This window comes from Haloarcula laminariae (assembly GCF_025457605.1).
In the GTDB taxonomy this organism is placed as follows: domain Archaea; phylum Halobacteriota; class Halobacteria; order Halobacteriales; family Haloarculaceae; genus Haloarcula; species Haloarcula laminariae.
This window is the reverse complement of the sequence record NZ_JAMZFY010000001.1, coordinates 1,185,907-1,205,636: the sequence shown is the minus strand read 5'-3', so window position 1 is coordinate 1,205,636 and position 19,730 is coordinate 1,185,907. Positions and strand designations below refer to the sequence as shown.

Sequence of the window (19,730 nt, the reverse complement as noted above, 5' to 3'; positions counted from 1 at the left end):
ATTATCCCTCCACAGTCCCTGTCCGGCCCCGTGCGACGGTATCGTACGATGCTTGCTCGCTACTCCAGGCCCATGCGGGACCGAGGATTGCCGGCGCACCGGTATCGATTCGGTCCCGTCGGCGGACGAGTGCGTTTGTCCCCCGAACCAGTGCGCGGGGATCGTCCTCCGAGACGAGGGCATAGAGGAGGACTGTCAGTGCTTCTTCATCCCCCCACTCGCCCAACATCTCGTATACCGCCCCACGAACACGTGACGACGGGTCAGCAGTCGACCGAGCAAGAAACATCGAGTCCCTAAGCTGTGGCTTCCAGCCGAAGCTGCCCAGTGCGCGCGCCGCCGCGGCTCTCACGCCTTCGTCCTCGTGGTCCAGGCTGGCCGTCACCCACGCAATATCTCCGGCCCGAATGCTGGTCCCAAGCTGGCCACAGACGAGCAGTACCTGTGCTAACAGTGCCGGCGACCACGTCTGATACCGTTCGATAGCGAGGGCAAACATCTCGTCCGGCGCCTCGCTGGCGAGCCGAAATAGCGTATCCTGCCCGAAGACACTGAATTCCTGGCTTGCCTCAGCCAGCAGTATCTCCAAGCCCTCTGCCGGGCTAGCAAGTGCGTCGGTCTCGTATAGCAGGCGTGCGACAGCGGCTTGTTCGGCAGGTGTCGACGGTTCGTACGACGCAGCAAAGTACGGTTCCGGCTGTTTCAGCCGTATCAGCCAGGTGAGCGCTTGGAGTCGCTCATACATGTGTCCGCGTTCAAGATCCCGCTGTGCCTGTTTGGGGAGACCGAGGACGGTCCCGAGATCTCTGAGGGGCTCGGCCTCGCTACCGTTTAACTCCCGAAGATACTCTCCCAGTAGCTCTGTCACGACGTGGCGCTCCCGGTCGGAGAGGCTGTCGACCCAGCCGTCCCAGTCTGGATCTTCCCCAAATGCGCGGTTGAGCAGCTCTGACTGGAGATCAGACCGCACGTCTTCACGTCGGTCGGCAACGAAGGCGAGATAACTGGACAGGCCCATGGTGAGCGCGAACGAGACGACTAACCCGATTCCCACGAGCAACCCCAAGACAGTCAAGATAACCGTCACTGGAACCGTCTGGCCAAATAGGGCCACGTTGCCCTGCATCATCATCACCCAGGGTCACCCATCCGCGTGTCTCCGGACACGTGCAAGCAGTTCCTGTGCTCGAAACGGCTTCGTTACGTAATCGTCTGCGCCGGAATCAAATCCTTCTAATACATGCTCTTCCTGGCCACGGGAGGTGAGCATCACCACCGGCAGGTCCGAGCGCACGGCCAACTCGCCCGACCGTACCATCCGCAACAACCGGGTTCCGTCGAGACGCGGCATCATAACGTCGAATATCGCCAGCGAGGGCTCGTATCCGTCATCGAATAGATCTGCGGCGGCACGACCGTCCTCACAGACCCGAACATCGTATCCGGCGCTGCGCAACCGGTGGGAGAGTAACTGTCGAATTACTTCGTCGTCATCGACAACGAGTATCTCCCCGCCCATCTTTAGTAAATAAAGAGTGGCACAGCGTAAAAATGCATCTGATGAGTAGTTGCCATCTATCAAGCCAGATATTGATTGGCAACAAAGTAATCACTACAGAACCCAGAAAACCAGTATGCATCGGCGCCGATTTCTCGCAACACTGGGCGTATCCGGAGCCGTAGGGGGTGCCGGTTGTCAGAGCGACAATAGCGACGGGACACCCGCTCGCACGACAAGTGGCAGTGACCGGTCGTCACGTCGCTCGACCGGCGACACCGAACAGCCGGTGTTTCGTGTTCGTGATGATGGGTTCGAACGCCGTACCGACGACGGATACGAGTCCCTGACCGCCCGCGGCTTGAATATTGGAATGGCAAAGCCTGGGTACTTTCCGGGCTCCGCCGCGATAACCCGCGACGAGTACGACCGATGGATCGCCCATATCGGGGCGATTGCTAACGTGATACGGACGTATACAATTCATCCGCCCGCGTTCTACCGCGCGCTGGCGGACTACAACGCTGGGACAACTGACCCACTGTATCTGTTGCAAGGGACGTGGGTGCCACACGACCCGTTGGTTCAGGCGAGCGATGCGACCGCTATCTCCGGGATGGTCGATCAGGAAATCGAGCGGACTGTTGATGTCGTCCATGGCGACGCGACGTTGCCGGACCGGCGTGGACACGCGAGTGGAACGTACGACGCGGACGTTCACGATGCACTCCTCGGGTACCTGTTCGGTATCGAATGGCCGCCGGACATTGTCAGTACGACGAACGAAGCAATCGGTGCTGGCAGCTTTGCCGGGTCCTATCTCGAAAGCGAGGGGAGCGCGTTCGAGCGGTGGCTCACCGAGCGGTTAGAAAGCATCGTCGCCCATGAAACCGAAACGTACGGCACACAGTCGCCGGTCGGCTTCGTCAACTGGGTTACGACTGACCCGCTGGAGCACCCCTACGAGCCGTTCGTCTCCGAAGACGCCGTCAGTATCGACCCGGATACGGTGTCGACGACCGACGCGTTTACGCCCGGCACGTTCGCAGCTTACCACGTCTACCCGTATTATCCGGACTTGCTCAACGAGACACCGGAGTACGTCAACTACGTCGACCACCGCGGCGAGGCGAATAGCTACGCTGGCTACCTGAACGACCTCGCCAGCGCGACCGATCTGCCGCTCCTGATCGCCGAGTTCGGCGTGCCCAGTTCCCGTGGTATCGCCCACCGCGATGTACACGGCCGCGACCAGGGCCAGCACACAGAACAGGCCCAAGGCGAGATCGTTTCGGCGATGTATGAGGACATCATCGAAGCAGATACCGCCGGTGGTATCGCGTTCACGTGGCAAAACGAGTGGTTCAAACGCACGTGGAATCTCGACGCCCGGTCGGTTCCGGGCCGGCGGCCCTACTGGTCGAATATCCAAACGCCCGAACAGCGGTTCGGACTGCTCGCGTTCGACCCCGATAACGCCATTTCGCTGTCCGGCAACGCGTCGGAGTGGAGCGATGCAGCAGTCAGTGAGCCGGCGACAACCGCGGGTGTTGACCCTGTCAGACAGCTCGAAGAGCTGCGTGTTTCTCACAGCGCAGAAGGGCTGGAACTACGGCTCATGCTCCAAGAGATGTCCGAACCGGTTGCGTGGGACCAAGTGAATCTCCTGCTTACGGTCGGGCTCCGCGGCGAATCGACTCCACTGCCGTTACATACGGCTGCGACGGCAGTCGCCGATTTCGTGGTCCACTTGGCCGGCGAATCTAACTCCAGAATGTTAGTAGAGTCCTCGTACGACGCCTTCGCCCGTGAATTCGGTACCCCCGCCGGCCTTCCGATTGCGGACTATCAAAACGGAAACGCTGGTTTCGTTCCCGTTCGGGAACCGATTAATCTCGGCTACACAGTTCCGCCAACCGGCGAAGAAGTCCCGTTCGAGTCAGTCGAAACCGGACAGCTCACCTACGGAAACGGGGATCCTTCTGCAGCGGTATACGATTCGCTAACGGATGTCCATGTGGACCACTCAGCGCGAACAATTGAGGTCAGACTCCCGTGGGTGCTGCTGAACGTCGCTGATCCATCAACGAAACAGCGCATTGCCTCGGACTGGGAGGATGGGCTTGCCACGGTGTCGTTCGAATCGGTTACTGTCGGCGCTGCTACGTACCGTCCGGATGGAGACGGACAGGCACAGGGCGTTTCTGGGGAGACAAACATCACCCACGCAATCCCGGGGCTAACGAGTGGTGAGCTGAATACCTCCGAATATAGCTGGGAGACGTGGTCCGAATCTGCGTATACGGAGCGGCTCAAAGAATCGTATCATACACTGGAACGCGAGTGGGGCTGAAACAGATTGGGTCGCAGAAACTCCGGCCGTACATTTCGCCCCAGTGCTCAACCATCATGGAGTGCTCAGTCGATTGGGTGTCAAGAACGGTATATTGCTGGTGGCTGGGTGCTTTCCGGAAACTGCGAAGCTACGGCCCGTCTCTTTTACCGATTCAGCCGCCATCGTGTGGTTCTGTTCCAGGTAACCCCGTTGTTCTTGGGAGTTCCGGAAAGACTGTAGAGCGGTCAGCAGTCGAGTCGCACGTCTCGACAGACTGGTCGGCAGGATAGTCGTTCGGTCGGTGGATAACGGTGTCCCGACTAGGAAATCGCCCAACTCAGGCTACACACGGTTCCGAGCCGTCGTCTGCCGTCGGACAGAGTTCGAGACAGGCCGAATCGACGAGGGCCCGGAGGCGGGACACGCCGTCTTTCGGTAGCGCGTATCCGATATCGAACGCCGTCTGGTCGGCCACCGTCATATCCAGCACCGATTCGAAAAAGGTCGAAACGACGCAAAACCGCCAGCCGGCCGCTGACGCGAGTGCTCCCCCTCGGTCTGTGAGCTGCACCCCTTGGTACTTCTCGTACTCGACTAACCCTCGCTCGTCGAGCTTCGCTACCATCTCGGTGGCGCTAGCCGGGGCCACGTTCAGATACTCCTGTAGCTCGCCGGTCGTGACCCTGTCCGAGTCGGGCCCGGAAAGGACGGAAATCGCAAAGAGGTAGCGCGCTATGCCCCGCTCGGTGTCCGCCAGCGACTGCGGACGCGACGCCGAGGGTCTCGGGTCCGGTTCTGAGGACATATCGCTCTATTTGTCACCTACCTTTGAAAACGTATGCCCGAACTCCTTCGCCCCGTCGTCGGCTACTCGCCAGCCGAAGATGTCCGCCTGCATCATTTAGTTTAGGGGGGCCTAAACATCCGCCCACAGATATGGATGAAAACGGTCGGCTCTCGCAGTTGAGGAGGGGCCTCCCCGCGAAAGGGATACAACCGCGAGCCGTTCTCGGGCTGCTGTTGGGCGGCTCTTTCACCGGTACCTGGATCACTCACGTTACCGACTCTCCAGTGAACCGGGCCGTTACGTGGCTACTCGTCGTTTCAGTCGGGCTGCTCGTCGGGGGGCTCTACTGGCGGGTCGCGCTCTTTGACCGAGGCGAGTTCGAACACTCCGAATACTGTCGATACGTCGGGGACCGCTGGGAACGAATCGAAGCGACGGCGGTCTGGGGCGTGTTCCTCTCCGGAATTGCGTATCTCGCCCTCGACGTGCGCGACGGCTCGTTCGGCATCGGCGGCGTGACACTCGCTTCCGGGCTCGTCTGTGCCGTGGCTCTCTGGGTCGCCATCCGGTGGCCGACCGACGCGTCTCCCCGCCGGCAGACCGCGCTCAGGACCGGGCTGCTGGTCCTCGCTTCCGTCTCGCTCGGCGGCTTTGCGTGGCTCGAAACGGGAACATCGCCCCTCGACTGGATAGTGCGGGTCGCTCACGTCGGGGCGTTCTCGCTGTGGGTCGGCGGGGCCGTCTGGCACAACCTCGTCGTCCTCCCCGCGGTACGAGCCCGCCCTGCTGCCGCGGGCCCGGTCAAGTCGCAGGCCCGGAGGTTCCGTCGTCACCTCCCCGCTATCATCGTCCTCTTGGTGGCCAGCGGCGCGTATCAGACCGACCGTCTCGTCGGGCTCGCCCCGTCGGCACTGCTCGGCTCCCGGGTCGGTCATCTCATCGCGTTCAAGCTCCTCGTATTGACGGTGTTGTCCGGACTCGTCGCGGTCAATTACAGGCGGGCTGGAGCGGGTGATTCCGGCCCCCAGTGACGGAACGAGTCGGATACGGGCGAACGACCCGGAACCGATGCCCGCCTGCGGGCAGACCGCGGCCCGACCGTCGCCGCAGGCGGCATCCCGCCGTCCGTCACCATCGCAGTCTCCCCGTAGGTGGCCGAGGACAGCGTCCAGTGGGTATCCTCACACCGCGGGCGAGTGAGCGCCGCCGATACGTCGAGATGCTCTACGATGTCGTCTCGACCGGACCGCCGTGCTCCGCCCACGCCTCGATACCGCCCTCGTAAAAACCGATGTCCTCGTAGCCCAGTTCCAGCAACACCGTATAGACGAAACTCAGCCGGCGACCCGTGTTGCAGTAGAGTCTGACCGGCCTGTCGGGGTGCAATCCGTGGGCCTGCAGGATCGATTCGAGCTCGTCGCGGGGCCTGAGCCGCCGTGTCTCGTCGTCGACGAGTGTCCGCCACTGGAGGTTCACGGCCCCCGGGAGGTGGACCGTATCGTACTCGACCGGGTCCCGCGTGTCCACGACGACGGCGTCACTGTCCAGTGCGTCTTCGAGTTCATCCGCGCCTATGAGCGCTCCGTCGGCCCGCGGCTCACAGACGTATTCCGCCGTTTCCGTGTCCGGAACGGCGTCGGTCGTCTCGTGATTCCGGCGCCACGCTCGGATGTCACCGTCCATGAGATGTAGCCTGTCGGGGTCGTGTCCGAGAACTTCCGCCGTGACGAGCAGGCGCGACGCGTAGACGCCGCGACCGCCGTCGTAGGCCACGATTCGGTCGCGGGGTTCGATGCCCGCCCCGCCCAGTAGCGACCCGAACGCTGTCGGCGTCGGGAGCGTCCCCTCCATCGCGTCGCCGGAATCGCGGAACCGCTCGAACGGGACGTGGACCGCACCGGGGATGTGGTCGTTCGCGTAGTCCCACTCTCGACGGACGTCAACCACGGTCAAATCGTCCCGCGCCGAGACACGCTGGGGTGAAACAAATATCTCGGTCATGCTGAGTTATCGGTCTGAATCGGGTGGTGGTCGCTCGCCGTTTCCGCTCCTATCTGCAACGCCTCTAACCCCGCAAGTGAGAGCTGAGGGGCTGTTCAGGCGACTATCTCTTCGGGGCTCGGCCGAACCGTCCGGTCGTACTCGGTGAGCGTCAGCCCCTGCTCGCTGGCCTCGTCCATGCTCTGGGCGATGCCCTCGAAGACCGCGTCGTCGGCCTTCTCCAAGTAGACGGTCAGGCCGTCACAGTCGCTGACGTGGACCATAATGTTTGGGAGCGCCCGCAGCGCCTCCTGTTTCTCGCCCTCGCTCAGCGAGTCCTGACCGGTTAGCTCGGCCAGCGTCTCGGCCGCCTCGATAGCCTCGTCGTGTTCGGCGACCAGTTCCTTGACCTTCTCCTCGCCGAAGAAGGGTATCAGTGCGGGGTACAGTGCGTCTTCCTCGTACTGGAAGTGTGGCCCGGCGGCCGCATCGATCTCGCGAACCAACTCCTCGGCCCGGTCCAGGTCCCCCGCCTCTATCGCATCCGAGAGTTCGAGACATTTGTCTCTGGTCTGGCGGTGCTCTTCCTGGAACGTCTCGATGACTCGCTCTCTGGTGGCAGTCATGCAGGAGTCTATTCGCGATGTCCGGGGGTTAGCGTTCCGCTGACGGACTATTTTCACCTTGTCTATGACGCTTCGGTGACCCGCGACTGCCGTCTCTATCCATATACGGACCGAACACGTCTGTCTCCGCGCTTATGCCCCGGTCGCTCCCTCGTTCAAGCAAAAGATTCCGCAAATACGGCGGAACGTTCGAACAAACCCGCCTCTCCGTCCGATATGAAGACATGTGCTGCGGTCCGCTCCGCATACCGCTGCCCGCCCGAGAACCCCCCGGCCGAACCCGTCACCGGCGGGGAACGAACTGTACGGCGTCGCGGTCAACGGAGTAGAACTGCATCCCATTGCCGTCGACTATGCGCCCCAGCGTTACCCAGCCGGTCGTCCCCTCCGTCCCGCACCGAATACAGCTGCCCTCGAGCCGCGCTTCGACGGCTCGACCGTCGACCCCGATTTCGACGAACCCCTCCGTGACGAAGTCGGTCACGTCACACCTACAGAACCCAGGGGCCGCCAATTGGCGGAGCTCACTGACACCGAGCTCTCGGGTCCCGTCGACACTGAGCCAAGCGCCCCTGTCGACGTGTCGAACTGACGTTGTCACGGGTTGTGATGGGGTAAGTGGCCGCCTATAGCCGTCGCCGCTCACAATACTTTCCGGGTCCGATTGCTCTCAGAGAGTAACAAAGCCCGTTCCCAGCCGGGGGCGGCGGGTGAAATGGTTCCAAACCTACGGGGACGCACCAGCAGCCGGGACGGGGCGACACAGTGACCCGTGAGACCTCAAAACGGCGGTTCTGAACGGGTCGGTTCCGCCGCCCCGCTGGTACCCTCCGTTTCAGCCGACGGCTCTCCGCTGGGGCTGTCCGGTCCGCCCGTGAATTGGAGATACGACTCCTCCTGCTGGCGAAGGATGTCGTTGATTGCATCAGCCTTGTAGTGCATCCGGTCTACGCGGATTCGGACGAGGTCGTACTCGTGGGACTCCGAAACCCCGTTCCACGCTCGAAACGCGCCTTTCGTTATAGTGAGGGTCTGTGGGCAAAACTCCGTCTTGGGCGTCAACTCAGCCCGCAGCACGGACGGGGACCCGGCTTCCACGGCGTATCGAAACCCGGCGTTCGGGTGACGCGTATCCAGATTCAGCCGCGCCATATTGTAATCGAAGGACACGTCGTACAACTCCCGCTCCTCGAATATGTCCCGCGTCGTCCGGTGAAACTGCACATGTTCGTCGCCGACCAACACGTCGTGGCCCGAGAGGAACCACCCCGGCCCGGGTAACGTGGACGGGACGTACTCGTCGTAGCCGTCGAAGTTGTCCCCGCCTCCTTCGAGACCGAGCAGTTTTCGGAGTCCAAACATGTAGCATCCATCCCAACCGCTACTGGTAATCCTGTTCCCGGACATGTTCCGCTGGATGGGTGGCGAGGGTGACAAGTGGGCGTGAGGAGCTAAGCGCTGTGACCGACATCACAACTCGCACTCAACTATCTCGGGGTCATTCACGCAAAAGACTCTGTGAACGACATACCCCTCTCGTCGGCGTACGTCGAGCCCGACGACTACTGGATTCGAACTCATCGTACTGTGTTCACTGAACCGTTCGCTGATCGACGTGCTCACGCTGTACACTGTTCTTCCTGAGTTCGCTCGACACACTCGAAGGTGGATCTGGCCGCTTCGGAATCCAGAGCCTTTCCGACTCTGTAGAAACCGCTTGATTACTACCATCTGCAGTGAAACAGCCGGTAAGTAGGTATGCACAGTGACCGGACCGACCCGGTTACGATTACTTAACCGGTAGATCTTGTAGGTATGAAGTTGGGAGCATTGTCCCTATCATTCAACTATCCTGTGCGGACACGTCACCAAGAGCTCCGAGACCATCCATATTGCTGGCTGTGAAGAACACAGCTCCATCAACCAGTACTGGTGGTACCATCACGTTAGGGCTTGAATCGAATGTGTAGTACCAATACATCTCTCCCGATTCACGATCAAGTGCGCTGATTGTCTCCTCATTAGGTGCGAATTCGGGATCTCTGAGTGGGAGTACAACCGTTTCAGTTCCAACACAAATCCCCGAGTGTCCAGCTACCGCGTCACGGTGCCATCGTTCGGTTCCAGATTCGCTATCGATTGCGACGACGCCATCGTGGCTAGTAGCGAATACGACACTATCAGTAGCAGCAATACCATTGATCTCATACTTACCCTCGTCGTACGAGAACGAATGAAGTTCACGGTACCGGTCACCGGTTTCCCTATTGTAAGCAACAAGCACTCGACTCTCGGAGACAAACACTCTTTCTTGGGTCACAACTGGCGGGGTAGATTCAGATATAGATGTGAGTTCGCTTCGCCAGAGTTCCGAACCATCCTCTAGCGAGAAAGCAACGAGGAACGGCGTACCATCTATGTACCCAACAACGAAACCCTCTCCGTCGTATATTGCGGGCGCACGAGCAATTTGGCGTACCGTGTTGATCTCCCACAGTTTCTCCCCGTTCGCTGCGTTAAATGCTTCAATACCGGCGCGAGAAGCCACGAGTACAGTCCTAGTAGCTTCATCTACGACAAGCAGCTCCGAAAAGTCGAATCGATTTATCGGTTCCGTCCATATCTGCTCGCCTGACTGGGAGTCAAGTGCAACAAGTTCCGAATCGTATGCCACGATAACTCGATTGTCGACGATGACAGTCCCGTTATCTCCACTGGCATTGAGGGTAGTTCGCCACTCTTCACTGCCATCCTGTGCGTCAAGTCCGATCACGCTCCCATCGTTGCTCGGATCGAAGTTCGTCATATACACAGTCCCGTCAGATACCACGGGCTGCCAGCGCGTGAACGCATCTGATGTCCAGGCGAGATTCCCACTCGATGGAGCGGAGGCGTTCGGGGTGAATGTATTCGCTCCGTCGGCTCCGTATTGTGTCCACGCTCCTGTTGGAATGTTTGGAATAGATGTGTCCGAGTCTGATGATGAGAACATCGAGAGGCAACCTGAGAATATACTCATAGCGATTGCCGCTGTCGATACGAATGTCCTCCGGTCCATATGTGGATTCACTTTCGTAGCTTGCCTATGTAATTTCACATATCGGTAAAATAGACATTAGCTGATAGGCTCTGTTGAACCCCTCAGCAGATGATAGTTTCACAGCCGGTACTGACCGATTAGGAGCCTCACCTAGCTTCTTAACCAACCTTCGGCCATTCTCACCCGATTCTGTTGGTTAACCATGTAGCGTGGCTGGTCCGGTCTACGTGTCGGCGAACTCGCCGACGGTCGCCGCCAGTTGTCGGGGCATGCAGCGTCGTTGACGCTCGTTGGTTCGTGTACGAGCCGGTGCGTGGTCTCAAGCGGAAAATCGAGTTTGAACCACGGTCGGACGGGGGGTTTATGAGAATTGAGGCTGTCTGTGGCGGGTGACCGGCTAGGAGGTCGTGACAGGATGCGGCGTATCTGTGTATTGAGTCGGTTTTTCCTCCAGCCGAACAAGGCCAACTGGAACCGGATATCCCCGCTGATACAATTCTCTCCGGGCAGGAGATCCGGACTGTCGTTCGCGATGAGATTCAACGGCATCAATAGTAGGGATCATTCTATAGTGCGCGTGTTCTCTTCTCGGTGGATGGTGTTTAGTTTAGAGCATTGTGCCAGTGAACGAAACCCCGGAGTTGATTTTTAGCTGTGGTTGGTTCAACGTGACAAGAACAGTTTAGAAAATAGAAGGTTTATCGTTTTACTTTTCAGAAGACATGTTGAATGCTGTTTTGATTTCCGTGGTGTTCTATCTGAAATCGGAGCTCTGATCGTTGCAGTGCAGCTTGGAGATGTTTCGCGCTATCGACGAGAAAAGCGGCGGTTTCGACATCGTGTTTTTGCCACAGTTCTTTGAAAGACATTTCAGAGATTGCGGTTCTAGCGGTCGAAAAGGCGTATATCGAGGATTTACTCATTTTCGGATTAGCGGTAGCATACCGACAGAAGTGCTGGTCATTGATTTGAATCATGGTTTCGTCTACGGCAATTTGATTCGGAGATTTGCCGTTGACTGGCTGTAAATGAGCTTTCTGCACCCAATTATGGACTGCTTTTTGAGAGCGTTGGACGCCCAGGTTATCAAAAATATAGATTGTATTTGAAAGTAATAGTTTCTCACATATGTCTGAATATGCTGTACATGGCGCTTGTGGGTATCGTCTATGTCGGATTCACCAGCGCCGGCAGCAGACTGACAAACGAAAATCCTTCAATCGAAGGGGAACAGAGTGGAGCCTGATTGCCCTATGTTCGTTTTGGGCAGCAACGATAGCGAGATGGTGTGTTCTATTCCTCTTTTCACCGGCCAGCTGTGTGATTCCTTCCAATGTGTCTGTTGAAATGCAGCTGTGTGGATATTGGCAAATGCTGATTAGTTATCGGATTTTGTTGCAATCAATGTTCCTTTTCGGTATATTTCCACTTGGAACAGAAAATAATCCGATAGACTTTCATACAACTAGCCAGTGTTCAGTGTATGGACGAATTGTCCACGAGCGATGCACCGGAAAGTATCGGTCCGTACTCCCAAGGTATCCGCGATGGCGATCGGATTTATGTGTCTGGACAGGGGCCGCTTGACCCGGACACGGGCAAGGTTGTCTCGGCGGATATTGGCGAACAGACTGAGCGCACGCTTGAGAACGTTGCAGCCATTCTTGAAGCCGGTGGCGCCTCGCTTGACGATGTAGTCAAAGCCACCGTTTTCGTGACCGATATGGATAATTACGATGCTGTCAACGAAGTATACGGCCAATATATGAGTAGCCCATACCCTGCTCGAAGTGCGGTTGAAGTCGGCGAACTGCCTGGGCCATTCGATGTCGAAATTGAGGTAATCGCTGAAGTAGAAACCGAGTAATCGGTTAGGTTCATCTCAGTAAAGGAAACGAACAGCGCGCTCTCGAGAATAAGCCAGAGCAGGTGTCAACCACATCACTGCTTGGCTATACGGAACTAATAACGCCCCATTTTATTTCCAATCCGCTAGACCTTTTTGCCTCCCTGCTGGAAGACCTGTATGAAACTAGCACGAATGCAAACCCCCCAGGGTGTCGTCAGTGGGCAGTACAAGGATGGTATTCTGACTACTGATAGCGGGGAATATATCATAGGCCGAGATGGCTCACTGACGTATCCATGTTCCCCGTCAGCGTTGTACTGTGTGGGTCGGAACTTCGCTGAGACTCTTGATCAGATGGACTACGAACGACCGGAGGAACCGGACTTCTTTCTCAAGCCACCAGCTGCACTGGTCGGTCCCGGACAACCCGTGGTGTATCCAGAGTGGTCCGATGAGCTCACCTATGCAGGGGAGCTCGTCGCGGTGATTGACCAGCGATGTCATAGCGTGGCCCCTGACAAGGTACCAGATATTGTTCGCGGATACACGGTGATGAACGATATTGACGCGCTGGACCAACAGGGTCGGACGGCACGCAAGGCCTTCGATACCTCCGCGCCATTGGGCCCGTGGATTGAGACAGACCTCAATCCACATGATATTGAGATGGAGACTGTCATCAATGGTGAAACAAGACAATCCGCGAGGACGGCACAGATGCTTTTCAGCCCCCACGAGATCATCTCATATCTCTCAAAACGATTCACACTTAGGCCGGGCGATGCCATCGCGTTCGGGAGTCCCGCAAATCCCGGCACGGTATCTCCTGGCGACACGATAGAAATCACATACGACGGCGTCGGGACACTGTCCAACGATGTCGTTGCGCCGCAAAACTGACGATTTCGCTTATTCAGCGTTCACTGTTTCCGGACGTGTTCTCAGGTACGTAATCAATTCGCAACACAATATACTTCGAGATGTTCCCTCAGCGGGAGTAGTCACCATTGCTAATTCTCATTTCGAGAATAGAGATTTCATGATTTGCTCGGCTTGGTGAACTTTTATCTCTTGAAGCTGGGTCTCCAGGGGCTATGACCGATATTTTGAAACACAGTAAGGGTGTTTCATTTATGCTCCGATAGCTGTTTTTCACATATCGAGAAATCAGTATTGGCTCATTAGTCCACCTGAGTGGACATATTGATGTTAACCTGAGTCATGTTCGCTGCGGTCATGACCTTGTCTGCAATCTCCTCGATGTCTGCGTCACTATCGAAAAACCGTGTGGGACCGGCTACACTTATTGAACCGATAGCCGCGTCACCCTCGGTTTGGATGGGAGCCGCAACTGCGCAGTATCCCACAATCTCTTCCTCATCGTTGACAGCGTAGCCCCGCTCTCGAGTCCGGTTCAGTTCTTCGAAGAGCGCCGTTTCTTCCGTGATGGTGTTGGCAGTGTACGACTCCAACCCGTGCTGACGGATGTGGGCCCGAACTTCCTCCTCCGGGAGCGTTGCCAGAACCGCTTTGCCTGAAGCACTGATGTGGAGTGGTTCACCCCGTTGCAACTTCAGTGACTGGTAGTCGTACTCCTCTGCGTGTTCCCCTCGTGCCTCATAGAGGTTGATGCCCATGCCGTTCTCTTCGGTGAAGAGGTGGACGTAGTGACCAGTTTTGTCGGCCAATTTGTCGGCCTCCGAACGACCGCACCGGTAGAGGTCGCTACTGTTCCGGACGTACTCACCGAGATGGAGAAACCGGTAGGAGAGGTGGTACTGTCCGTCTTGCTGGAGTAAAAAACCGGTTTCATGGAGCGTGGCGAGATGCGAGTGTGCCGAACTGACCGAAATGTCGAGACGCTCGGCGACTGCTGAGACGCCAGCACCGTCCAACTCTGCGAGTGTCTGGATGATCTCACTCGCTCGCTCAACCGTTTGCAAGGTTCGCCAAGAGGAATCGTCTGCTTTCTCCATACGTGAAAATACTGCATGAATAATATATAGTTTGTGGCGTTGGGCAGATCACACCATTTGAGTCCCCCTCTCTCAATCGCCTCCCGACTACAGGTCTAACGTCAGCTCGTCCCATGAACTGTCCGACCGGACGCTCACGGAGCGGCGCCCTTTCGCTACCGGCTTTCCGTCGCTGAGTACGAGTTTCCGGGGCCGCCGAGTGCGAAGCGCGGTGAAAGGATCAGAACTGCCGAAGACGATGAGTGATCCTTCGTCACCTTCAGTTAGTCCGTAATTTTCTGCACCGAACACGTCTGCGTTCCCGTAGGTGAGCATATCCCAGATGTCATCGATATCCCGCCTGAGATTCATATGAGCGAAGTGAACAAGCATATGCGCGGCCGTCAGCGGGTCGCCATCGCCGTACTGGTAGGTTGAATCCAGCAAGCTATCCTGACCGATACCGACGGTTACTCCAGCCTCACGAAGTTCTTCCACCCGCGTGATGCCGCGGCGTTTCGGGTAGTCATCGTATCGACCCTGGAGGGTAGCGTTCGCCAAGGGGTTCGTGACGACCGAGAGGTCACTCTGGCCGATTTCGTAGATGAGTTTACTGGCGTAGGTGTTTGGATACGAGTGAAGGGCTGTCGCGTGGCTCGCGGTTGCCTGGGAACTGATGCCGCGCCGGCGGGTTTCGTCCACCAGGACCTCCGTGAACCGACACTGTGGATCGTCGGTTTCGTCGATATGAAAATCCATCCGCGTGCTGTTTTTGTCGGCTAGGGAGACGAGCTTTCGAACGTGTTCGACACCGCGTTCGCGCGTCCGTTCTTTATGTGGAAGTCCACCGACAATATCGACACCCATGTCTAACGCCTGCTGGACTTGGTCTAGAGTCTCCGAATCGTCTACTACGGAGTCGATGGGGAACGCGACGATATCGACGTTGATGGGATCGAATTCCTCACGGAGTTCAAGCAGCGCTTCGATTGCCGTCCAGTCAGACGCCGTGACATCCGCGTGTGTTCTGACTCGGGTGACGCCGTTGCTGAGAAACCATTCGAGGTTTGTTCTCGCTCGCCGCTTGACACCCGATTTTGTCAAATCCTCACGGACCGAGGCCCAGACATCCCAGCCTTCCTCGACTGTCCCGGAGTCGTTGATCCGAGCCTTCTCGACCGTCATCGCCGTGTCGAGGTGCGTGTGTGGCTCGGAGAACGTCGGCGTGACCAGCGAACCCTCAGCGTCGAACTGTGAATCCGGTGCGAATCGGGTCGGTTCCTCTTCGCCGGCGGAACAGATGTTGCTGATTTTGCCGTCAGTTATCGCTACATCGATATGGCTCCCTGACCTGTCAGTGGCGTTCCGCACCAGGTAGTCTGTCACGACCTTGTATGGGTGCTCTTGATAGAAATCTATTGGGATAGCTAGTGATATTTTCGGGATACTGGTCAAAATTGGACAAACTTCTGCTTCTCTCCTATCTATATTGTGGTGTTGCAACTCCTGAGGCAGCACACAATGGGTTATCCGGATTATTTTCTTTTTGCCACAGAAACCACCACTCTGTATAAGGAATACCTCACAGATACCAAGAAGATATAGAATATCACCCGATTCGATGAAAAAACCTAAATAGCAATCTGGTTGAAGAAGTATCCGTATGACCGAAAAGTCAGCAGATGGGCGAGTAGCTTCGCGAAGAAACGTCTTGAAAATCACTGGTGCGGCGGCTGCATTCAGTTTGGCTGGATGTCAGGGTGGAGGTGCCAGTGGCGGGGATACCCTTACCATCGGCGCGCTCCACCCACTCTCGGGCGATGCAGCCGAGATGGGGACTCGATTCCAGGATGTCGTTGGTGCAGGCGTACAGGCGGTAAACGAAGGTTCGGACCTCTCCCCGCTGGCTGGTGCCGAAGGCGAAGGGATACAGGGACAGGATGGTGCAACGGTCGAAGTGCTCTGGCGAGATCATCAGGGCGACTCAGACGTGGCCCGTAGCGAAGCTGAGAGTCTGGTACTTGACGAAGGTGCCGACATACTCACTGGGTGTTACTACAGCGGTTCGACGAAAGCTGTCAGCCAAGTCGCTGAACGAGAAGGCGTCCCACACATTTGTGGGACTGCCATTGGAGAAGGACTTACCGAGCGTGGGTTAGACTGGTTCTGGCAGGTGCCGCCCCACACTGGTGTCAAAGGCGAGTCTATGTTCAACTTTGCCAGCGACATGAACTCCGAATACGATGCCGACTTGGAACGGGTTGCGATTATCCATCAAGACGGTACTTTCGGTACGGAAGTTGCCAATTCGATGGTAGGCGTCATCGAGAACAGCGACGAGTTCGAACAGGCCCCCGAGACGATTTCGTACAACGCGTCGTCAGTGACTTCGCTCTCACCACAGATACAAACGATACGGGACGCCGATGCCGATATCATCGTCCACGCGGCTAACGTGCGAGACGCATTGATTATGCTGGAAGATATGAAGACGGAGGAATACTATCCCGAGATGATGCTGACGCCGGGATCGGCCTATCTTGACCCGTCGGTGCTCGAAGAGAGCGTCTCAGAGCACGTCTTCTCGGGCTCTGACTTCTCCAATGACATGTATGATATCCATCCGCCCATGGGCGATTACAACAGCTACGCCGAGGAGAATTCCGGAACGCCCTTTGACGGGAGCAACATCTACGCATGGGGTGAATTTTTCACCGCCATTGCGGCGGCCAGCCGAGCCGACAGCCTCGACCCGGGAGACCTCCAGAGTAGCCTGAATTCGCTGAGTCTCGACCCGTACGTCTCCGGACTTCCGTATCCCGTTGAATTCAACGACAAGGGCTACAACACGGAGGCGTTCAGTTTCGTCGTCCAAGCCGATGATGGCGAGATCGAAACCGTCTGGCCGTTCGACCAGGCACAAGACGACGCAATGACCTACCCTGTTCCCGATTGGTCGGAGCGCTGAACTACATGATACCACTCGTACTAGGGGCTGTGGCTGACGGATTGATGATCGGCCTTGCGTACGGACTCGTCGCAGCAGGCCTCGGACTGATCTGGGGAGTCATGGATATCGTCAACTTTGCGCATGGTGAACACATGCTCATCGCAATGTATGTCACGCTGTTGGTGACCGCGGAGCTGAGCGTCAGCCCCCTGCTCCTCCTGCCGGTCAACGCTGTCCTCATGTTCGTCGTAGGATACGCAACCTACGTCTTCATAATCAAACGGACGATGGACGGCCCGGTTCTTGGCCAGGTTCTCTGTACGTTCGGGCTCCTATTAGCAATCCGATACGGCATCATCTATCTCGTCGGTCCGTCGACGAGAACGGTAAGTGACTTCGCCTTCGATGGCAGTACTACCGCGTACGGAATCTCGATATCGTATCCGGCAGTGCTCACGGCAGTTGTGAGTATTGTAACTATCGTTCTGCTCTATTTCCTGTTGGAGCGGACATCGATAGGCAAAGCGATTCGTGCGACGGCCCAGGACAAGCAGGCTGCACAGGTACTCGGCATCAAAACCGATCGTATCTATGCGGTCTCGTGGGGTATCGGCCTTGCAGCCACGGGCATCGCTGGAACGATGATTGCAACCTACTTCCCCATTCAGCCCAGTTCGACGCCGGGGGTATGGACGATTGCGTCGTTCGCAGCCGTCGCGCTTGGCGGGTTGGGCAGTATCTTCGGTGCGGTGATTGGTGGCATCGTTATCGGTCTCGTGCAGAATGTCGGTGCGACCTTCCTCGACCCATCGTATCAGCAACTGTACGTCTATATCGTCCTCATCGGTGCGTTGCTGTACCAGCGTGAGGACATCCTCAACTGGGTGACCGACCGATGAGTCTCTCCAAAACCGCCGAGGAGCTCAGGGAGGGCGTCGACCTGCAGTCGATTCCCCTCGCGTATCTGATTCCGGCGATTTTTATTGGGGCTCTTGCGTTGCCATATCTCGGCACCAGCTACTTTTTTATTAATACCTTGATATACGCGTTGCTGTTCGTCGGCCTGGGGCAGTCCTGGAATATCATCGGCGGGTACGCCGGACAAATCTCGCTCGGTCACGCCGTGATGTTCGCAACCGGCGCGTACACGACGGCTATCCTGTTCATCTATTACGGCATAACGCCGTACCTCGGACTGATTGTCGCTGGCCTCCTCGCCGCTGCCGTTGGCCTTTCGCTCGGCGCACTCACGTTCCGGCTTCGGTATCATTACTTCTCGATCGCTACGCTCGCTGCGACGCTTGGAATATATGTCATCGCTCTTCAGTGGGACTGGATCGGTGGCGCCGTCGGGCTAGAGTACCCGATTGCCCAGATCGGCGACTCGCTTTCGCTCATGTTCGATAGTCGGCAGATGTATTTCTACGTGATGTGGGCGTTCGCCTTGGGGACGACCGTACTGGTCTATCGGCTCCACACCTCGAAGCTCGGTATCTATTTGAAGGCGATAGATATCGATCAGGAACTCGCCGAAAACGCCGGAATCAGTGCGTTCTGGTACAAGATGTATGCGATGGGGCTCAGTTCGTTCATCGCAGGTATCGGCGGCGGACTGTTCGCTCAGTATGTACTGTACGTCGAGCCACGAATACTGTTGGAGTTAATCCGGAACGTCGAGTTCGTGTTGATTCCAGTGATTGGTGGTCTCGGGACCGTACTCGGACCCATTGTGGGAGCGGCGATCTACATCTTCACGCGAGAATACACCCGCACGCTCTTGGGCGGCACCCAAACCGGTCTCAGTTGGGTCATCTTCGGGACGGTACTGATCTTGATATCCATGTACAGACCGAGTGGTCTCATACGGCGACGACCGGTTATCAAAGATAGCAACGAACACAAGGAAACTTCGACGGTATCCGCAGGGAGTGAGGCAGATGATGACTGAAACCGAAACCCGACGGACCACGGCCGAACCCGTACTGAAAATCAACGGACTCCGGAAGGAATTCCCCGGAGTCGTTGCCGTCGACGGGGTTTCACTCGAAGTGCGGGACAGCGAGATCGTGGGAATTATCGGACCGAACGGCGCGGGGAAGTCAACGCTGTTTAATTGCATAATGGGCGTCCATGAACCGACGGACGGACAGGTGACCCTTGGCGATACGGATATCACCGGCGAGTTTACGTCCCGGATCGTTCGCAAGGGCGTTTCCCGCGCGTTCCAGCGGGCCCGGGTGTTCCCCGAGCTGTCGGTCCGTGAGAATATGGTCGCAAACCGGGACCACGAGGACGAGAACCTGCTGGGAACGCTGTTCAGCAGTGCCGAGACAACCGAGCGGATGAACGACCTCATAAACCAGGTCGGACTCTGGGAGCTCCGAGACCGGAAAGCCGGCGAACTCTCGACCGGACAGAAGAAACTGCTCACCATCGCAGCGGCGCTCATGCAGGATCCGGAGATAGTCATGCTTGATGAACCGACCGCTGGTGTCAACCCGAACCTGGTCGACGACATCATCAACACTATCCTCGAACTAAATGAGGCAGGGGCGACTTTCTGTATCATCGAACACGATATGGATGTCGTTCACGCGCTGAGCGACTACGTCTACGTGCTCAACAACGGAACAAACCTTACTCAGGGACCGCCGTCGGTCGCACTTGATGATCCAGATGTCTTGGAGGCGTACTTCGGAGAGTAAAACCA

Annotated in this window: 18 protein-coding genes; 8 read left to right on the top strand and 10 right to left on the bottom strand. The window is 57.2% G+C overall.

Annotated elements, in window-relative coordinates:
- Nucleotide 1: 1 nt before the first annotated feature.
- Both NJQ98_RS06295 and NJQ98_RS06290 read right to left on the bottom strand, forming a co-directional pair.
- Complete coding sequence (locus NJQ98_RS06295; RefSeq protein ID WP_262177092.1) at nt 2-1,132, bottom strand: HEAT repeat domain-containing protein; 1,131 nt, start codon at nt 1,130-1,132, stop codon at nt 2-4.
- A 9-nt stretch (nt 1,133-1,141) separates the two neighbouring features.
- Nucleotides 1,142-1,519 carry a response regulator transcription factor gene (locus NJQ98_RS06290; RefSeq protein WP_262177090.1) on the bottom strand — a complete coding sequence of 126 codons (378 nt, stop codon included), beginning with the start codon at nt 1,517-1,519 and terminating at the stop codon, nt 1,142-1,144.
- Nucleotides 1,520-1,634: 115 nt separating this feature from the next.
- On the opposite strand from NJQ98_RS06290, the gene NJQ98_RS06285 reads away from it, so the two are divergent.
- Complete coding sequence (locus tag NJQ98_RS06285) at nt 1,635-3,851, top strand: hypothetical protein (RefSeq protein ID WP_262177087.1); 2,217 nt, start codon at nt 1,635-1,637, stop codon at nt 3,849-3,851.
- Nucleotides 3,852-4,170: 319 nt separating this feature from the next.
- Here NJQ98_RS06285 and NJQ98_RS06280 read toward each other — a convergent pair whose 3' ends face one another.
- Complete coding sequence (locus NJQ98_RS06280) at nt 4,171-4,638, bottom strand: metal-dependent transcriptional regulator (RefSeq protein WP_262177085.1); 468 nt, start codon at nt 4,636-4,638, stop codon at nt 4,171-4,173.
- A 266-nt stretch (nt 4,639-4,904) separates the two neighbouring features.
- Between NJQ98_RS06280 and NJQ98_RS06275 the strand changes: the two genes are divergently transcribed.
- Nucleotides 4,905-5,651, top strand: a complete 747-nt coding sequence (locus NJQ98_RS06275) for a hypothetical protein (RefSeq protein WP_262177081.1) — start codon at nt 4,905-4,907, stop codon at nt 5,649-5,651.
- A gap of 193 nt (nt 5,652-5,844) precedes the next feature.
- Here NJQ98_RS06275 and NJQ98_RS06270 read toward each other — a convergent pair whose 3' ends face one another.
- The 5 genes from NJQ98_RS06270 to NJQ98_RS06250 form a co-directional block, all read right to left on the bottom strand.
- On the bottom strand, nt 5,845-6,621 hold the full coding sequence (locus NJQ98_RS06270; protein WP_262177078.1) for a sulfurtransferase: 777 nt from the start codon (nt 6,619-6,621) through the stop codon (nt 5,845-5,847).
- Between the two features lie 95 nt (nt 6,622-6,716).
- Nucleotides 6,717-7,226, bottom strand: coding sequence for a hemerythrin domain-containing protein (locus tag NJQ98_RS06265; RefSeq protein WP_262177076.1), 510 nt, complete (start codon nt 7,224-7,226; stop codon nt 6,717-6,719).
- Between the two features lie 283 nt (nt 7,227-7,509).
- Nucleotides 7,510-7,827 carry a DUF8134 family protein gene (locus tag NJQ98_RS19205; protein ID WP_489146073.1) on the bottom strand — a complete coding sequence of 106 codons (318 nt, stop codon included), beginning with the start codon at nt 7,825-7,827 and terminating at the stop codon, nt 7,510-7,512.
- Nucleotides 7,828-8,006: 179 nt separating this feature from the next.
- On the bottom strand, nt 8,007-8,588 hold the full coding sequence (locus tag NJQ98_RS06255; protein ID WP_262177071.1) for a DUF7998 family protein: 582 nt from the start codon (nt 8,586-8,588) through the stop codon (nt 8,007-8,009).
- Nucleotides 8,589-9,069: 481 nt separating this feature from the next.
- Nucleotides 9,070-10,218, bottom strand: coding sequence for an outer membrane protein assembly factor BamB family protein (locus NJQ98_RS06250; protein WP_262177067.1), 1,149 nt, complete (start codon nt 10,216-10,218; stop codon nt 9,070-9,072).
- 1,531 nt (nt 10,219-11,749) lie between these two features.
- Between NJQ98_RS06250 and NJQ98_RS06245 the strand changes: the two genes are divergently transcribed.
- Both NJQ98_RS06245 and NJQ98_RS06240 read left to right on the top strand, forming a co-directional pair.
- Nucleotides 11,750-12,133 carry a RidA family protein gene (locus tag NJQ98_RS06245; protein WP_262177065.1) on the top strand — a complete coding sequence of 128 codons (384 nt, stop codon included), beginning with the start codon at nt 11,750-11,752 and terminating at the stop codon, nt 12,131-12,133.
- A 159-nt stretch (nt 12,134-12,292) separates the two neighbouring features.
- Nucleotides 12,293-13,015 (top strand): fumarylacetoacetate hydrolase family protein, encoded by a 723-nt coding sequence (locus tag NJQ98_RS06240; protein ID WP_262177062.1) that lies wholly within the window; start codon nt 12,293-12,295, stop codon nt 13,013-13,015.
- A 281-nt stretch (nt 13,016-13,296) separates the two neighbouring features.
- On the opposite strand, the gene NJQ98_RS06235 is transcribed toward NJQ98_RS06240, so the two are convergent.
- Together NJQ98_RS06235 and NJQ98_RS06230 are read right to left on the bottom strand one after the other, a co-directional pair.
- Entirely contained in the window at nt 13,297-14,091 is a 795-nt protein-coding gene (locus tag NJQ98_RS06235; protein WP_262177060.1) for an IclR family transcriptional regulator, read from the bottom strand.
- A gap of 87 nt (nt 14,092-14,178) precedes the next feature.
- Nucleotides 14,179-15,456, bottom strand: a complete 1,278-nt coding sequence (locus tag NJQ98_RS06230; protein ID WP_262177055.1) for an amidohydrolase family protein — start codon at nt 15,454-15,456, stop codon at nt 14,179-14,181.
- 277 nt (nt 15,457-15,733) lie between these two features.
- Between NJQ98_RS06230 and NJQ98_RS06225 the strand changes: the two genes are divergently transcribed.
- The 4 genes from NJQ98_RS06225 to NJQ98_RS06210 are packed head-to-tail and all read left to right on the top strand — an operon-like array spanning nt 15,734 to nt 19,725.
- Complete coding sequence (locus NJQ98_RS06225; RefSeq protein WP_262177051.1) at nt 15,734-17,038, top strand: ABC transporter substrate-binding protein; 1,305 nt, start codon at nt 15,734-15,736, stop codon at nt 17,036-17,038.
- A gap of 5 nt (nt 17,039-17,043) precedes the next feature.
- Nucleotides 17,044-17,919, top strand: a complete 876-nt coding sequence (locus NJQ98_RS06220) for a branched-chain amino acid ABC transporter permease (RefSeq protein ID WP_262177048.1) — start codon at nt 17,044-17,046, stop codon at nt 17,917-17,919.
- Nucleotides 17,916-18,968 carry a branched-chain amino acid ABC transporter permease gene (locus NJQ98_RS06215; protein WP_262177044.1) on the top strand — a complete coding sequence of 351 codons (1,053 nt, stop codon included), beginning with the start codon at nt 17,916-17,918 and terminating at the stop codon, nt 18,966-18,968. The genes NJQ98_RS06220 and NJQ98_RS06215 overlap by 4 nt, the downstream gene beginning before the upstream one ends.
- The gene (locus NJQ98_RS06210; protein WP_262177041.1) at nt 18,961-19,725 is read left to right on the top strand and encodes an ABC transporter ATP-binding protein; all 765 of its coding nucleotides are present in this window, start codon (nt 18,961-18,963) and stop codon (nt 19,723-19,725) included. The genes NJQ98_RS06215 and NJQ98_RS06210 overlap by 8 nt, the downstream gene beginning before the upstream one ends.
- Nucleotides 19,726-19,730: the final 5 nt, after the last annotated feature.